This is a genomic window from Clostridioides sp. ZZV14-6154, assembly GCF_020657785.1.
GTDB lineage: Bacteria > Bacillota > Clostridia > Peptostreptococcales > Peptostreptococcaceae > Clostridioides.
Genome location: NZ_JAGWCY010000001.1, coordinates 872,807 through 889,655 on the forward strand (window position 1 = coordinate 872,807; position 16,849 = coordinate 889,655).

The 16,849-nt window shown below is 26.4% G+C and carries 14 protein-coding genes and 1 riboswitch; of the genes, 2 read left to right on the plus strand and 12 right to left on the minus strand.

Going from position 1 to position 16,849, the window contains the following annotated elements; translation table 11 throughout:
* Positions 1–6: 6 nt before the first annotated feature.
* The 3 genes from murJ to KGF45_RS04360 all read right to left on the minus strand — a co-directional run bounded on the left by murJ (position 7) and on the right by KGF45_RS04360 (position 3,898).
* Positions 7–1,551 carry a murein biosynthesis integral membrane protein MurJ gene (gene murJ / locus KGF45_RS04350; RefSeq protein WP_227827360.1) on the minus strand — a complete coding sequence of 515 codons (1,545 nt, stop codon included), beginning with the start codon at positions 1,549–1,551 and terminating at the stop codon, positions 7–9.
* Between the two features lie 695 nt (positions 1,552–2,246).
* Entirely contained in the window at positions 2,247–3,131 is an 885-nt protein-coding gene (locus KGF45_RS04355; protein ID WP_227841904.1) for an RNA polymerase sigma factor RpoD/SigA, read from the minus strand.
* Between the two features lie 290 nt (positions 3,132–3,421).
* Positions 3,422–3,898: a type I restriction enzyme HsdR N-terminal domain-containing protein gene (locus KGF45_RS04360; protein WP_227841905.1), complete on the minus strand. Its 477-nt coding sequence runs from the start codon at positions 3,896–3,898 to the stop codon at positions 3,422–3,424.
* A gap of 266 nt (positions 3,899–4,164) precedes the next feature.
* On the opposite strand from KGF45_RS04360, the gene KGF45_RS04365 reads away from it, so the two are divergent.
* Positions 4,165–5,328 (plus strand): DUF1002 domain-containing protein, encoded by a 1,164-nt coding sequence (locus KGF45_RS04365; RefSeq protein ID WP_227841465.1) that lies wholly within the window; start codon positions 4,165–4,167, stop codon positions 5,326–5,328.
* 78 nt (positions 5,329–5,406) lie between these two features.
* On the opposite strand, the gene proC is transcribed toward KGF45_RS04365, so the two are convergent.
* From proC to KGF45_RS04405, 8 genes are all read right to left on the minus strand, one after another.
* The gene (gene proC, locus KGF45_RS04370) at positions 5,407–6,210 is read right to left on the minus strand and encodes a pyrroline-5-carboxylate reductase (protein WP_227827357.1); all 804 of its coding nucleotides are present in this window, start codon (positions 6,208–6,210) and stop codon (positions 5,407–5,409) included.
* 36 nt (positions 6,211–6,246) lie between these two features.
* The gene (locus KGF45_RS04375) at positions 6,247–6,837 is read right to left on the minus strand and encodes a helix-turn-helix domain-containing protein (protein ID WP_413840640.1); all 591 of its coding nucleotides are present in this window, start codon (positions 6,835–6,837) and stop codon (positions 6,247–6,249) included.
* Positions 6,838–7,914: 1,077 nt separating this feature from the next.
* Positions 7,915–8,523, minus strand: a complete 609-nt coding sequence (locus KGF45_RS04380) for a DNA-3-methyladenine glycosylase (protein ID WP_227840998.1) — start codon at positions 8,521–8,523, stop codon at positions 7,915–7,917.
* A gap of 114 nt (positions 8,524–8,637) precedes the next feature.
* Positions 8,638–11,376: a PAS domain-containing sensor histidine kinase gene (locus KGF45_RS04385; RefSeq protein ID WP_227841906.1), complete on the minus strand. Its 2,739-nt coding sequence runs from the start codon at positions 11,374–11,376 to the stop codon at positions 8,638–8,640.
* A gap of 148 nt (positions 11,377–11,524) precedes the next feature.
* On the minus strand, positions 11,525–12,316 hold the full coding sequence (locus tag KGF45_RS04390; protein ID WP_227827354.1) for a MetQ/NlpA family ABC transporter substrate-binding protein: 792 nt from the start codon (positions 12,314–12,316) through the stop codon (positions 11,525–11,527).
* Positions 12,317–12,353: 37 nt separating this feature from the next.
* On the minus strand, positions 12,354–13,010 hold the full coding sequence (locus KGF45_RS04395; RefSeq protein WP_227432857.1) for a methionine ABC transporter permease: 657 nt from the start codon (positions 13,008–13,010) through the stop codon (positions 12,354–12,356).
* Positions 13,003–13,968, minus strand: coding sequence for a methionine ABC transporter ATP-binding protein (locus KGF45_RS04400; RefSeq protein ID WP_227827353.1), 966 nt, complete (start codon positions 13,966–13,968; stop codon positions 13,003–13,005). The genes KGF45_RS04395 and KGF45_RS04400 overlap by 8 nt, the downstream gene beginning before the upstream one ends.
* A 118-nt stretch (positions 13,969–14,086) precedes the next feature.
* Positions 14,087–14,193: riboswitch (SAM riboswitch) on the minus strand.
* 124 nt (positions 14,194–14,317) lie between these two features.
* Positions 14,318–14,917 (minus strand): hypothetical protein, encoded by a 600-nt coding sequence (locus tag KGF45_RS04405; protein ID WP_227841907.1) that lies wholly within the window; start codon positions 14,915–14,917, stop codon positions 14,318–14,320.
* A gap of 245 nt (positions 14,918–15,162) precedes the next feature.
* Between KGF45_RS04405 and KGF45_RS04410 the strand changes: the two genes are divergently transcribed.
* Positions 15,163–15,759: a DUF3793 family protein gene (locus tag KGF45_RS04410; protein ID WP_227841908.1), complete on the plus strand. Its 597-nt coding sequence runs from the start codon at positions 15,163–15,165 to the stop codon at positions 15,757–15,759.
* Between the two features lie 99 nt (positions 15,760–15,858).
* Here the strand turns inward: KGF45_RS04410 and KGF45_RS04415 are convergent, their stop codons facing one another.
* Positions 15,859–16,821 carry an NrtA/SsuA/CpmA family ABC transporter substrate-binding protein gene (locus KGF45_RS04415; protein ID WP_255611362.1) on the minus strand — a complete coding sequence of 321 codons (963 nt, stop codon included), beginning with the start codon at positions 16,819–16,821 and terminating at the stop codon, positions 15,859–15,861.
* Between the last annotated feature and the right edge of the window lie 28 nt (positions 16,822–16,849).

Here is a 16,849-nt window from a genome sequence, read left to right on the forward strand (position 1 = left end):
GTTAAACTAGTTTTTTAAGTGTAACTTTCTTTTGGCAATATTTAATATCATATCAACTTCTTCAACTTTAAAAATGGTCATTAGTAATGTATAAATTCCACCTCCAACTATTACTGAAATGGTTAATGATACTAATTCGTTAAGTCTACCTACTCCTAAAAGTCCAAATATAAATTTATACGTAAAATATGATAAAATTCCCATAATAACTGATGCTACTAATGATTTTAAGGTTGCTTTTATTATCTTATCTTGTCCAAAATAACCTACTTTCCTTCTTAAATTTAGGAAAAGTAACAATATACATGCAATTGATGATGAACTAGTTGCAAGAGCAAGACCACCATGAGCCATAGGTTTTATTAAAATTAAATCTAGCACTATATTTACACAAACAGATATAATACCATTTACCATAGGTGTTTTTGTATCTTGTAATGAATAAAAAACTTTACCTAATATATCTCTAAGTCCGAATGCAGTCATTCCAACTGCATAGAAAACTAAAGCAGTTGCTGTCATTTGAGTTGCTCTAGCATCAAAAGCTCCTCTTTCAAATATAATTCTAACAACTGGATTTGCAAAAACAATAGACCCAACTGAAATAGGAATCATAGAAATTATTATCATATTGACACTAGATTTAACTGAACTTGTAAATTTTTTTTGATTATTCTCTGCACTTAATTTCGACAGCATGGGATACATAACAGACACTATTGAGGCTGTAAATGTCCCTGTAACAAAACCATTTAGCCTATCTGCATAAGTAAGTGCTGGTATGCTACCTTTAACTAATGTAGATGCTAAAGTTGTATCAACTAATGAGTTTACTTGATTAACAGCAACACCTATAAACACTGGTGAAAGTAATGCCAGCAATTTTATAAGACTATCATCTTTAAAGTCTAAGTAAAATGAATATTTGTAATCTGTTTTTTTAACAAAAAACAGGTAAAAAAGTAGCTGAACTATCATAGCAACTACAGCACCAACTGGAAGTACATATGGTCCAAATACGGTACTTATCATTATTGAAATAATTATTACTATATTATAGGGGATACTACCAAATCCAACTATAATAAAATTTTCTTTTATTTGTAAAAATGCTGACATAACACTAGTGATACCTATAAATATTATTCCTGTTATAAGTACTTTAGTAAATTTTACAGTAAGCTCAAATCTTTCGCCTTCAAATCCTATAGCAAATATACTCACAAGTTGTTTTGAAAAAATCACACCCAGTATAGCTACAATTATGCATATACCAACTATTATATTTAAAACATTGTTTAAAAATTTTACTGCTTGTTTTTCACCTTGTTTACTACTTATATCTTGATACATTGGTATAAAAGTAGTAACTATAGCAGTTCCTATTGCTGCAAATATAATATTTGGTATATTCATAGCTGTCAAATAACTTTCTGTATACAAACCTGTTCCATAAATTGACGATAAAACTAATTCTCTACCCATGCCAAGAATCTTAGATATTACAGTAACTATCATCAAGTAAAAAGTTGCTTTAGCTACCTTGCTCATTTTATCACTCCACTTCTAACACACTTCTTTTAGTTCAGTAAAAGCCAGCCTATTATATATAATTTAATATATTATTCCTACATTTTACAAAGATAATAGTAGTTGTTTATTTTTTAATATATCATAAATAATATTACCTTCATGTTTTTTATTTCTACAACATTTTCTATAATTACAATTTAAATCTAATAGTATAAATTTAATTGAGCTCACAGAAATGGAGTTATTATTTTCTAATCTTGGTAAAACAAAAACACTTATATTGGTTATATATTCAAATTTCATTTTATTCATTTCTTATAACTTAATAATCTCCACATAAGGAAAATATATAATCATTTTTAAGTTATATTTTAACATATTTTATCTATTTTGAAAAATTTTAATCACTTTTACTAAATAACTATTCATTTAAAGAAAATTTAAAAAAGTATTCTCCTCAATGAAGAATACTTAACAGAAATATATAAGTGCATTTTAAAGAAAATATATCAATATGATTATTAATAATCGTCACTAAGCTAGTAAAAACTCAACTTTTCTACAAGTTAAAGTAATGTAGAAGTAATTTTTATTTTATTAACTTCATGTTTTCCTATTGAAAAACCATTATTGACTATGCGTAAGTATAACAAAAGAAAAAATAAAAGCAGGAGAATCTTTCTCCTACTTTCTTTTATATTAGCTTTAAAATATTAATAAAAATGCTTTAATTGTTTTAATTTACTTGGATGTCTTAATTTTCTTATTGCTTTAGCTTCTATTTGTCTTATTCTTTCTCTAGTAACTCCAAACACTTTTCCAATCTGTTCTAATGTCTTAGGGTCATCATCATCAATGCCAAATCTCATTCTCAAAACCTGCTGTTCTTGTTCTCCAAGACCTGTAAGTAATTCTTCTATTTTTTCTTTTAAATTATGTTGTTCCACTTCATACATTACAACATCTTTAAAATCAGCATCTGATGGTATAAATTCAACTAAACTACTATCTTCATCTTCTTTTAATGGTGTATCCAAAGATACAACATTTTTATCTCGTTTTAATAATTCCAATACTTTCTCAACCTCAAGACCACAAGCATCTGCAATCTCATCTACAGTTGGTTCTCTTAATAATACATTTAAAAGTTCTTGTTTCTTTTTCTTTACAAAATTTATTCTTTGGTGAAGATGTATAGGTATTCTAATAGTATTTTCGCAATCATCAATATATCTTGTTATGCTTTGTTTTATCCACCATGTGGCATAAGTGCTAAATTTGTATCCTTTTTTATAATCGTACTTCTCTACTGCTTTTATAAGTCCTATATTTCCCGCTTGAATTAAATCTAGCATATCAATACTATCTCTTTTATATCTTTTTGCTATGCTCACTACCAACCTATAATTTGAATTTATAAACTTTTCCTTTGCTACTGAAGATGAGTTGATTATTTCCTTTGCCAGCTCTACCTCTTCTCCCGCTGACAACATTTTGTATTCCTCAATTTCCTTTAAATACATTTTCATCGCATTTGATACATTTGATGAACCCACACAAATATAATTTTCATAATTATTTTCTTTTTTAGTATCCATAATCAAACCCCTTCTATTCATAGAATTTGCTAAAACAAAAATAAATAATTTAAAACTACATAATCTGCAATTACATAATATCCTCTTCTTCAAATAAGTTGTTTTGTATATTATGTATACAAAGTTATAAAAACTATACCTATAATATTATTCTACTTCTAACCCTAATATCCTTCTTATATATATAATTTATTTTATTATATATTGTTATATCCTAAGTTTTTAAATTGATATATGTCTAAAAAAAGACTGTTAATTAAACAGTCTTTTTATATATATATGCTTGTTATTTACTTTTCATGATGATTGCATCCACATCCACAATTTTCATCGTGATGATGATGTTCTTCTTCTAAAGCTTTAACTTGTTGTTCCATCTCATTAAACTCTTTTACCATTATGTCATAAGTTGGAAGTGCTGCCTCAGTATCATACTCTTCGCCTCTCCAATCAGCATACATCATAGCATCACCATTAGTTAAAACCAATCTACCTGACATAGTTATGTTATCTACTTCTTCTAGAAATTCTATTTGTTTTTGTAAAACTTCCCCTTCTAATTCTACATCTTCATCTAAACACTGTACTATCATTACTGGAGCGTAATAATCCTCATCATCTTTAACATTTACAATAATATCTAAAGTTCCCTCTGCACCTTCTTCAAATTCTGCTAATTCAACATTTGTATCAATCATATCCTGAGGTACTAATAAATCTTCTATTAAATATTTTATTACTCTATCTTTTACTAATTCTTTTGACATTTATTTTTTCTCCTTCCGATTCTATAACATTATCATAATCATTTCTATATTATAGTATACTACATTAATTGTTTTTTCAATCTCTTATAAAAATTATTTTTTTATTATTTACCTTATATTACCTTTTTTATTACAAACTTGTAATCGCATTGATTTAAAAAATAGTTTATATTTAGTATAATAGAAATGTAGCACATATTTTTATTCAATATATTGATAAAATATATATTGAAAATGTAATGTATGTTAAATCTAGGAGGATTATTATGAAGTTTAAAAAACAAATTAGCTCTATTATTATATCTACTATGCTTGTGTTTGGAAGTTTAAACCTTGCTTATGCAGATGGTACAAATGTCGTTACACTTGGAGCTAACTTATCAGAGTCTCAAAAGCAACAAATGCTTAATTATTTTGGAGTTAAAAAAGACCAAGTCTTAGTTTTAGATGTAACAAATGCAGAAGAAAGACAATATTTACAAGGTGTTGCAACAGAGAGCCAACTTGGTAAAGTTACTATTTCTTGCTCATATGTTGAGCCTACAACAAAAGGCAATGGCATTAATGTTAAAACAGCAAATTTAACTTGGGTAACTAGCTCAATGATTGCTTCAACACTTACAACAGCTGGTCTTGAAAATGCAAATGTTATTGCTGCTGCTCCATATCCTGTAAGTGGTACTGGTGCATTGACAGGAATTATGAAAGCATTTGAAGATGCATCAGGAAAAAAACTTGACGAAACAAAAAAGGAAATTGCTTCTGAAGAGTTAGTAGTTACAGGTGATTTAGGAGATGATATAGGTCAAGAAAAAGCAACTGGTGTAATGAATGATATAAAAACAGAAATTGTAAAAAATGGTACAAAGGATACTAATCAAATAGCCAACACAATAAATAATGTTGTAAATAATTACAATATTACTATTACACCAGAACAAAAAGAGCAAATTCAAGGTGTAATGAAAAAAATAGCTGACCAGGATTATGATTACAACAACATGAAAAATACATTAGACAATGTATCAAATAATGTAAATGAACAATTAAAAAAATTAGGTGAAAGTGTTAAGGGCTCTGGAATACTAGATACTATAGGTGGATGGTTTAGTGGAATAGGAGATTGGTTCTCTGGTTTATTCTCAGGAGGAGATAAAAAAGATCTAGGAATCTTAAATAACACTAATGATGAGTCTCTTGGCTCAAATGCTGTGATAAACTCTACAGATGGTGTTCAAATAGATCCACAAGATAATACTAACTCTAATGATAATAGCAATACAAATAATTCAGAAAATAATAGTGAAAATAATGGTAACTCTCAATCAGGTGAAAATAACACAACTAATAATTCTGAAAATCAATCCAATACTGACGACTCAGTTGGTTTCTTTGAAAAAATAAAAAATTGGCTTTCAGGCTTATTTTAAAAATTAAGTAAAAAAAGAATTGCCTAACATAGAAATTTTCTATAAAAGGCAATTCTTTTTATTTCCAATAAATTCTTATTACTCACTCATTTTTTGAGATTTTTCTATACATGCACATATAGCTTTTATAACAGATGCTCTAAAACCTTCCTCTTCAAGGACTTTAACTGCTTCTATAGTAGTCCCTCCAGGTGAGCATACCATATCTTTTAGTTCACCAGGATGTTTTCCTGTTTCAAGTACCATTTTTGCAGAACCCATAACTGCTTGTGCTGCAAATTTATATGCTTGTTGTCTTGGCATTCCTGCAATTACTGCTGCATCTGCAATAGCTTCTATAAACAAAAACACATAGGCTGGTGCAGAACCACTCGCTCCAATCACTGCTTCTATAAGATATTCTGGTACGACTTCAGTGTTTCCAAAAGAACTAAATACTTCTACCACTGCTTCTAAGTCTTCATCTTTTATATTTTTATTTATAGATATTGAAGACATAGCCTCATTTACAAGTGCAGGAGTATTAGGCATAGTTCTAACTATTTTTTTATTTTCACCTATAATTGCCTCTATATCTTTTATAGATTTTCCTGCTGCTATTGTAACTATAATTTTACTATCATCTACAAAATCTTTTATCTCTTCTAAAATATCATCATATATGTCTGGCTTAACAGCTACAATTACTATATCAGAAGTTCTAGTAACCTCTTTTGAATCTTTTGTAGTATTTATACCAAAATTTGCATGTATTCTATCAAGAGTTCCTTGAGTATATGCTGATGCTGTTACCATATTAGGTTCAACTAATTTTGAATTTACTATACCACCTATCATAGCACTGGCCATATTTCCTGCACCTATAAATCCAATTTTTTTCACTGTAATACTCCTCCTTAAATAGGTAATAACTAAATTTTAAGCTTCTTTAACTGTATCAGAATTTTCAAATGGATTTGGTATACTTACCACTAAAATTCTTACCATCTTATTAGTATAGTTAACCCAATTGTGATTGTTCTTTTCACTATTGTAGTGTATTGTATCACCTGGATACATTTCAATTTGCTCATCACCCAAAAACACTGTAAGAGTGCCCTCTAAAACATATACAAATTCTTCACCACTATGTACATAGCAACAAATTTCTTCACTACTTTTACTTGGAAGAATTTCAATTAATCTTGGTAACATAGTTTTTTCTTTTAAATTAGATGATAAATGATAATGTATAAATGTTGAATTTTCTACATCAAAAACTTCTTTTTCATAACTTCTTAATACAGGTCTCTTATGCTCCTTTGGTTTCATAAAAAAGTAAGTCAAATCTACATCCAATACATTTGCTATTTTACCCAATGAATCTGTTGCCACACTTGTTAATCCTCTTTCAAGTTGTGACAAAAATCCAATTGATAAGTTTGTTTTCTCACTCATATCTTTCAGTGTCATTTGTTTTTGAGTTCTAAGTTGCTTTATTTTTGCTCCTATGTCCTTATTCAAAACCATCACCCCTAAATAATTTTAATTTTTTCATAATATAAATATAAGAATATAAATATAGGCTATTATATCTATAATATTTCACCTCAAAAAAACTTTATTAGTATAAATATAATTTATTCACTTTCTTTTGTCTACACATTTATCATTATTTATAATTTATTATTGTATATATCTCTACCTAATTTAGCAAAAGTTATTAATTATTTTTCTATTTTTTAATATATCTGATTATGATTACTTTTTTTATATTATAAAACTTAAGTTATTCATATAATTTGCTTTATTATTTATATAGTTCATAATATATAAATCTTATTAGTATAATTTTTATCAGATTACTATCTTTAATTTGTGTACATTGCATTATATAGTTTATTTGAATTTAACTATTAAAAATTAAGCTTATTATATTGCTATTTCTACAGATTCTTACATCCTTTATAATAATTATAACATAATTTTACAATTTAATAGTATCTATTCAATGCCTTTTTTTATTTATACAACATCTTATATTTTATAGTCCAAAACTATACATATTTTTCTAATGTTTATACAGATACAGCCTTGTTATTTCCTAATTTAGCAATCGTTATCAAAATATTTATCATCTTTTTAAATTCCATTTTTAATTTTTCTGTCTAACAATAATTTTCATAACAAAGCATATGAAATCATCTTATAACCTCAATCATACGATTTTAAATATATCTCTATTCTAAAGATACTTTCTTTTTTTGTCAAAATTTTTCTATTTTTTATAAATAATTATTCGTTGTAATAAATAATGTGTTTAATATAAAATAAACTAACTTTATGTATAAACACGACTATTCTTAATAAAATGCGTCCAAAAGTTAATATTCATTTATTTTATAGTATAATATTATCATACTTATTTTGTTGAAATATATCTTTGTTTGTATAAACAAAACAATTGAAAATAATTATAAAAATCTACTAAAAATACATCTTCTGCTCTATAAATTTATTTATACTAAAATAAAAATTCTGTAAAAAATAAGATATATATTTATAAAAAATAATTTTTATAAATATATATCTTATTGATATCAGTACTTATTCTATATAAAAACGCCATAAAAAATCTTTTGCTTCTTCTGCATAATCTATATTTATACGTTTACTAGTTTTTATATCCAATTCACCTTCACTAAATACCTTTTTTCCTTCATTATCATAATAAAAGTCACTTATATATAATTCTTCACCCATTATACTCTTACTATTTAAGCTTCTATCTATTTTTAAAGCCTTACAAAGTTTTCCTGGTCCATTAGTAATATTTTTTATTTGATACTTACTCAAATTATCATACAATTTATTATATCTATTTATAGATATCTCATCTAAAGAAGTTATTGGTTCGACACCTCTTATCAACACACACTCTGGTACATTTTCTATATTCGCTGATAGATTTAGACAATTGTACATACCATAAATTAAATAAACATATATATGTCCACCATCTAAATACAGAGGCTTAGTTCTCTCAGTTCTTTTATCACCATATACATGTGCACCTTTGTCATTTATACCCATGTATGCCTCTGTCTCTACTATCTTGGTAACAATTGTTTTGTTTTCATACTTTCTTATTAAATATTTACCTAATATAGATTTAGCTAAATCAATTCCATTTTTCCTAAAAAAATCCTTTTCCAAAATTTCACCTCATAAAGTTTATTTATAGTCAGTTAAATACAGCTAAAATTATAAGTAAAATTAGTCTGCTTTTAATTGTATATTAATATATAAAATAATGGATTTCAATATTTACTACTTATATATATCAAAAAATTCTATCTCGAATTTTTCAATATTATCATTGTAATTTGATTTATCATAGACTTCTTCAACTACTTCTTTAATTGGGAATATGATTTTCACCTCTGTTCCTTCTCCTAATTTACTATCTATATAAATTTCTCCATTTTGAATTTCAATTAACGATTTTGCAAGACACAATCCTATTCCACTGCCGAATTCATTTGATATACCACTATTTTCAATTTGTTTAAATCTATTAAATATGTCATTTAATTTTTCCTTTTCTATACCTATTCCAGTATCTTTTATAAGTATTTCTACATTTTCACCTTCTTTATATATTCCTACAAGTATTTCTCCATCTTCTAAAGTAAACTTTATAGCATTTGATAATATATTCAATATTATCCTTTCTATAGATTCTGGGTCAAGACCTACTCTCATAGTTTCCTCATTTGTATCAAAAACTAAGTCGATTCCCTTAGATTTTGCATAACTGCTAATGGATGTAACTATTCTTTCTGTTATATCGATAATATCAAAGTTAACTGCTTTAATCTTATATATTTCTGATTTAACTTGAGAAATATTTATTATATTATCTATTAATCTTAATAATCTAAACATGTTTTGTTTAGTTATTTTTATGTGTTCTCTTAATATATCTTGACAGTCAATTATCTTGCTTTTTTTATAAAGATTCTCGATAAGCTGAACTGAGCTATAGATATTATTTAAAGGAGTCTTGAGTTCATGAGATATATTAGCATAGAACTCCATCTTCATCTGGTCATACTGTCTTTGTTTTATTAATGCTTTTTTAAGTCTCTCAGACTCTCTTTGTACACTTAAATCTTTAATGATTCTCACTCTACTTCTCTTTTGTCCAAAGTATAAGGTTCTTGATATCATATTTACTTCTTTAATATGATTGTTTTCATTTACTATATGAATACTTTTTTCTCTTTCACCTATATTTAAATTGTTTATGTATTTTTTTACTAAGATATTTCTATATTTTTGTGTTGTTACTCCTAGTACATCACTTGATATTCCAAATAATTCTCTAAAAGCTCTATTTGTATAAAGTACTCTTGATGTACTTAAATCTTCAAGAAAAATAGCCTCTGGTATAGCATCTAATAATTTTTCATATATTATTTTTTGTTCATTTACTGTTCTAAGTATATTTATTTCTTTGGTTATATCTCTAAATGTAAGTAACTTAAATAATTTATTATTTGACCAATAATCTCCAACTCTCACTTCTTCAACATGTTCTTCACCATCTGAATCAGACATTACAAAATTAACTATACAATTTGCTGTATCATTATAACTTACTATTTCAGCTTTCTTTTCTTTTGTTAGATTTAATCTTTTAAAGTCTCTATTATCAAAGAAATCTATGTTAAAAGTTTCAAAATATTTTTCTAATGTCATATTAACTAGCTCTTTTGATGTACATTTAAAACTCTTTTCATATTTTTTATTTATGCTTATTACTTTATTCTTCTTTATACCACCTTCTGCACTTCTTACAAGTATAGGAGAGGGTATATTTAATATTATATTTTCATAATCTTTATTTATAGCCCTTATCTCTTTATCCATTTTTATTTCATTTGTAATATTATTTAAGCTTATTAAATAATTACTTTCTTCTTCATTATTACTTAAACTTAGCAAATATATTTTATTATTTAGCTCTACTTGTTTATCAATTATACTTATATCCTTATCAAATTTTTTTAGCTTTTCAGCTACACACTCATCTTCTTTTATAAAATTTAATATGTGATAAAAGTTTTTCATGTCCTTTGAAAATTCATCTTTAAATGCATTATTTGTATAACTTATATTAAAATCATAATCTGTTATTATCCATACATTTGGTATAGTATCAAGTGCTTGTCTTAATAACTCTTTTCTTTCATCTATGTAATTTTTTAATGTTTTCTGTATAGTCATATCCTTTTCTATTGCTAGATTTATCTTACTTAATTGTTCTGACTTTTTACTTAACTTCTTATTTATTGAATTTAATTCATAATATGGATATACTATTCTATTACTTAGACTGTATACATACACATAGTAAGTATGATTACATAACAATAAATACACTACTCCTATTAATCTATCTGTATCTACTATACTAATTTGACAAGTTGTTATAAAACCTATAATAGTTGCAAATAAAGCAAAGTATGATAAATTTTTTATTAAGCTATAATGTTCAGCTTCACTATTGATTTTGTTTAATACAAACAATAAATTGAACAAAGATATGACAATATTAATTGACATAATAATCATATTCAAATAAAAGTTATTAAAAATACTTCGTAGAAAATAATCTACTATTACAAAAGTACTGTTGAAAATCAACAAATGACTTATTCTCAGTTTTTTTATTTTAGAAATTGTTAAGTATATAAATGTAGATATATTAATTATACTTAAATTGAGTATCATAACTTGGAATTTTTGAATCTCTAATTCTGCTATGCCTAAAATCCCCACAAAAACTAATACAAGGCATCCTAATTTTAGTATATTTATAAATTCATCTTTTTCAAAACTAGTTATATAAACTATAGAATATCCAAATATCCAAAGTAAAATTATCCTATACATATTTATGGAAACTGTATACAAATTTATATTCAAAAGTGCAATAATTAAAAATAACCCATTAGCCAATATATAGACCTTATTCTTCCTTAAAGTTCCCTTAGATTCCATATTCCCCACCACTTCTTCATTTTTATATAGTTTTATCTATAAATATGTTACCACAATTCTCCCAAAAAATTTGTCACTTTCTAGTTATAAAAAAAAATGAGTAAAGTTTTTAAAATTTTACTCATTTTATAGATTTTGTATATTTAATTTAAAAAGCTGGAACGATACTTCCTTTATATTCATCTTGTATAAACTTTTTAACTTCTTTACTATTCATAGCTTCTGATAAAGCTTTAATCTTATCACTATCCTTATTATCTTCTCTACAAGCAATTATATTTACATATGGAGAATCACTTGATTCTATTACTATTGCATCTTTAGTAGGATTTAAATTAGCTGTTAAAGCATAATTAGAATTTATTACTGCTCCATCAACATCTTTTAATACTGTTGGTAATTGTTCTGCATTCATTTCTTTTATTTGTATATTTTTAGGATTTTTAGTTATATCTTTTTTAGTTATAAGTTCGCCATCTTTTACTTCTATTAATTTATGTTTTGCTAATAATTTAAGTGCTCTAGCTCCATTAGTCGCATCATTTGGTACAGCTATAACTGCTCCATCTTTTACTTCATCTAATGATTTAACTTTTTCTGAATAGAATCCCATTGGCTCTATATGAACTTTAGATGTATAAGTAAGTTTATATCCTTTTTCCTTAACAGTCTCCTCTAGAAATGGAATATGTTGAAAGAAGTTAGCATCCAAAGAACCTTCATCTAAGGCTGTATTTGGAAGCACATAATCATCAAATATCTTTACTTCTAAATCATATCCTTTTTCTTTTAATAAAGGTTTTGCAACTTCCAATATTTTTGCATGTGGATTTGATGATGCCCCTACTAATATTTTTTTATCCTCTTTGTTTGAACATCCTACTGCTGATATTGCTATTGCTGACACTAATGCTACTGATAATAATTTTTTTAATTTCATTTTTTACTCCCCCTTTAAAAATGTTTTATTGATTAAATTATTTTAGTTTCTTATACGCTAGATTTCCTAAACCTTGTATTATTTGAACTAGTATTACAAGTGCTATTACTGTATAAACCATTACTGCTGTATCAAATCTTTGGTATCCATAAATAAGTGCTATATTACCTAGTCCACCAGCTCCTACTGCACCTGCCATAGCTGTATAACCAAGTATAGAAATTACTGACAATGTAATTCCAGATACAATTGAAGGCATTGCTTCTTTTATCATAACTTTAAATACTATTTGTTTTTTTGTAGCCCCAAAAGATTTGGCAGCTTCTATTAGTCCCTTATCAACTTCATTTAATGAACTTTCTATAATCCTAGCGATAAATGGTGCTGCACCAATAGTTATTGGTACTATTGCAGCAGTTTCTCCTATACTTGTTCCAACAATTAATCTTGTTATTGGAATCATTGCAACTATAAGTATCATAAACGGGAAACTTCTAAATATGTTTACTATAAATCCTAGTGCACTATTAATCGTGCTATTTGGTTTTAATCCATCTGGTTTTGTCACTACTAATATAATTGCTAGTATAAATCCTAATATTGTTGCCACTACAGTTGGTACTATGACCATATATAAAGTTTGTAGTAATGCATTTGGAAATAGTGTTGTTAAAAAATCAATTAGACTATTCATTTATCATTTCCTCCCATCTTATGTCCTTATCTGTAAGATACTGTTTTACTTTCTCTCCGCTTTTATCTGAAACATTTATAATAAGTGAACCTAAAATATCCTCTTTAAATTGTTCTAATTTCCCAAATATTATAGATACATCTATGTTTAACTCTCTTGCCATTGTTGTAATAATAGCATCATTAGAAATGTCTTTAGGGAATAGTATTTTTATATTTGTTCCTTTTGGTAAAATTATACTTTCTTCACCTATTAATTTTCTAAGTCCCTTAGTATTTCTCAAGAAAATTTCTTCTGTATCTCCTACTTCTAATACCTCTCCATTTTCCATTATTGCCACTCTTCCGCAAATTTGTTTTATAACTTCCATTTGATGAGTTACAACTATTATTGTTATTCCTAGGTTTTTGTTTATATCTTCAAGTAATGAAAGAATTGATTTTGTAGTATTTGGGTCTAGTGCTGAAGTTGCTTCATCACAAAGAAGTACTTGTGGGTTTAGTGCTAAAGCTCTAGCAATTGCAACTCTCTGTTTTTGACCACCACTTAAGTTTCTTGGTTTATCATTTTTCTTTTCAGATATACCAACCACTTCTAGTAACTCTAAAACTCTTTTTTTAATTTCTGCCTTTGTATATCCAAAACACTCTAAAGGTAATGCTACATTATCAAATACTGTTTTTCTTTCAAGTAATGAAAAGTGTTGAAAAATCATTCCTAACTCTTTTCTTAAATCCCTCATTTGCTTTTCATTTAATGACTTTACTTCCTTATCAGATACAAGCACACTACCTTCTTGATATTCTTCTAGCCCATTTATGCATCTAAGTAGTGTTGATTTTCCAGCACCACTATGACCTATTATCCCAAAGATTTCTCCAGATTCTATCTCAATACTTACATCTTTAAGTACTTGAGTCTTTCCATAATACTTATTAACATTTTTTATGCTAACCATAAAATTTCCTCCCCACATATTCTGCTCAATTTGTATGTTTATTTTTATTTATGTATTTTAAATTTGTATCTAACAAAATAAAAGCCTGAGTATAAACTCAGGCTTAAAAAGCTATTTATACTCATCTATCAACTATATCAGTTGCAGGATTTAGCACCAATGTATATAAAATATACTGGTTGCCGGGTTTCAAAGGGCCAGTCCCTCCACCACTCTTGATAAGACGTTATTTAATTTAATTCGATTATCATTTGTTGCTATGTTATATATAATATATTTATTAATAATATTTGTCAATAAATTTATTTAAAATTTTTATTTTTTATTATTCCTAATTAAAGATAAATAACTATTTTTTATTGTTTCCTGTTATTCCTAATCTATCATTCATATCTTTTATCATTTTTCTAAAACCACTACCTATATCATTTCCAACATCTTCTGTTCCATGAACTAATTTCATAAAGTCATTTTGACCTTTTTTCATATCTTCGTTAGATACTTTATCTAATTTTGCTAGTCTAGAATCTATATCCTTTACTAATCTTTCACCTTCAGTTATTAATTCATCATTCATTTTCTTTAATTCAGCATCTTCTGTTTTACCATCTTTTTTAAGAGAATCTACAAATGATTGTATTTTATCTCTACTGTCTTTATATGCTGCCTTTACATCACTTAAATATTTTTCATTTCCTGGATATTCTTTATCCTTAAACTGATTATTTATACTTTCTGGAGTATCATAAATAGAATATCTATTTAAACCTGCTATATAATCATTATAGCTTGTTGAATAATAATTCATATAGCCTTCATTGTTATTTACTGATTCGTTTGGATTTTTTCCTGCATTTTCATCTGGTTGTTCAGTTTTTTTAGTACATGCTGTCATACCTATAGCTAATACTAACGCAAGTCCTACAAATAAAGTTCTTTTTAATTTCATTTTTATTACCCTCCTAGATGTTTTATATTACAAAAAGTTTTAATAATTCTCTTTCTTACATTTAGTATTTCTATATTTTTATTTTTTATTTACTAAAATTAAACAATTTATAATTTATTTTTTGGGAAATTATAATAGATAAGTAATTAAATAAAAAAATATAATTTTATTATTGATATTGATTATCATTCATAGTATAATTTAATTAATTGATATTAGTTTTCATTTGAAGGAGGTTATCTTTTATGCATTGTTGCAATTCACAATTTTGTTGTAAGAATAAAATTGAATCATCATATATAAAATGGCTTTTAGAAGTTTTAGGTCCAGTTTTTTTAGGCTCTAAACCTGCTGAAATAATAAATATTTCATTTACTGACGTAAATAGAAAGGAAAAAATTAGTGATATTTACAAATATTTATATAAGTGTAAAAAGATAGATTTTATAGCTATTGATAAAGAAAAAAAAGGATTAAAAATATTATTTGTAAATAAAACTGCATTGTCAGAAAGATTAAAATGTAAAAAAACAGTAAATTTTTTGAAGTTTTTAGGATACAAACAAAATACTAATGTAAATGCTTATTTAGAGCATCTAGTTGAAAAACTTAAAACTGATACTTTTCCTGATGAAATAGGTATTTTTTTAGGATATCCCCTTAAAGATGTGATTGGATTTATGGGATATAGTAACTGTGAAGTTTCTATGATTAAATATTGGAAAGTTTACGGTGATCCAAAACAATCAGAAGACACATATTCTAAGTTTTTGCTTCATCGTAAAAAAATGAGAAAATTGCTTGACTACATAAGTGTAGATAAAATAGTAAGCTGTTTCTAATTAGATTTAATTCTATAAAATAATTAAAAATAAAAATACATCCTTTTTTATCATGTTATTACCACAATAACTTAAGGATGTATTTTCTATTTTAATATACTAATTTTGATTATATAACATATCTTTAATATTTATTTTCTTTTCTTGCATTCCATTAGACATCAAGAATTCTTGTGTATCCTCTAACTCTTTTATATCCTTATCTGTTATCTTAGAACTAAAATCATACCAAGAATACATTTCCTTTGTTTCATCTAAAGTTAAACCAACTTCTTTTGATACATCTTCCATTACCTTATCTTTATTTTCATCCATATATTTTAAAGTTTCTTCATGAACTTTCATAAATCTTTTTACTAATTCAGGATATTTTTGAGAAAAATCATCACTTACTGCAGTAACTATTATTCCACTAACTAAACCTTCTCCATTTACTATCATTTTGCTACCTGCATTTATTGTTTTTAGAGCTACTGGACCTGCAAGCATTGCAACATCAGCACTTTTACTTTCTAATGCAGAGGCAGCGCTAGGAATATCCATGTTTACATATTCAACATCATCTATAGTATAACCTTCCTTAGCAAGTGCAGCAATCAATAATTGATGAAGTATAGTCCCTTTTGGCCCTACAATTTTCTTACCTTTTAAATCTTTTATAGATTTGATATTTTCATTGTTAGTTATAAGCATATATCCTTTTGGTGATCTGCTATAGATATTTGTAATTTTAAGCCCAACTCCATTAGAAGCAGCTATTATAGCAGATGTTCCACCTAATGCATGCAAAAAGTCTAATTCTCCAGCAGCTAGTGCCTGAGTTTGTTCTGGGCCTGTTGTTAGTTCATGAAAATTAACTTTTATATTATCCTTTTTAAATTCCTTACCAAATGAATCATCCTTCTTTTCCAGTATACTTGGAACATTAAGTGGAGACTTTACATAGGTTAAATTTATTTCCTTAGGTAAACTAGTCTCTTTTTTTGTAGGAACATCTTTATTACCCTCTTCTTTTGTTGAACATCCCACAGTACCAACCAATACCATTACTAAAGATGTCATTACTGCTAAAATTTTTTTGTTTCTTTTA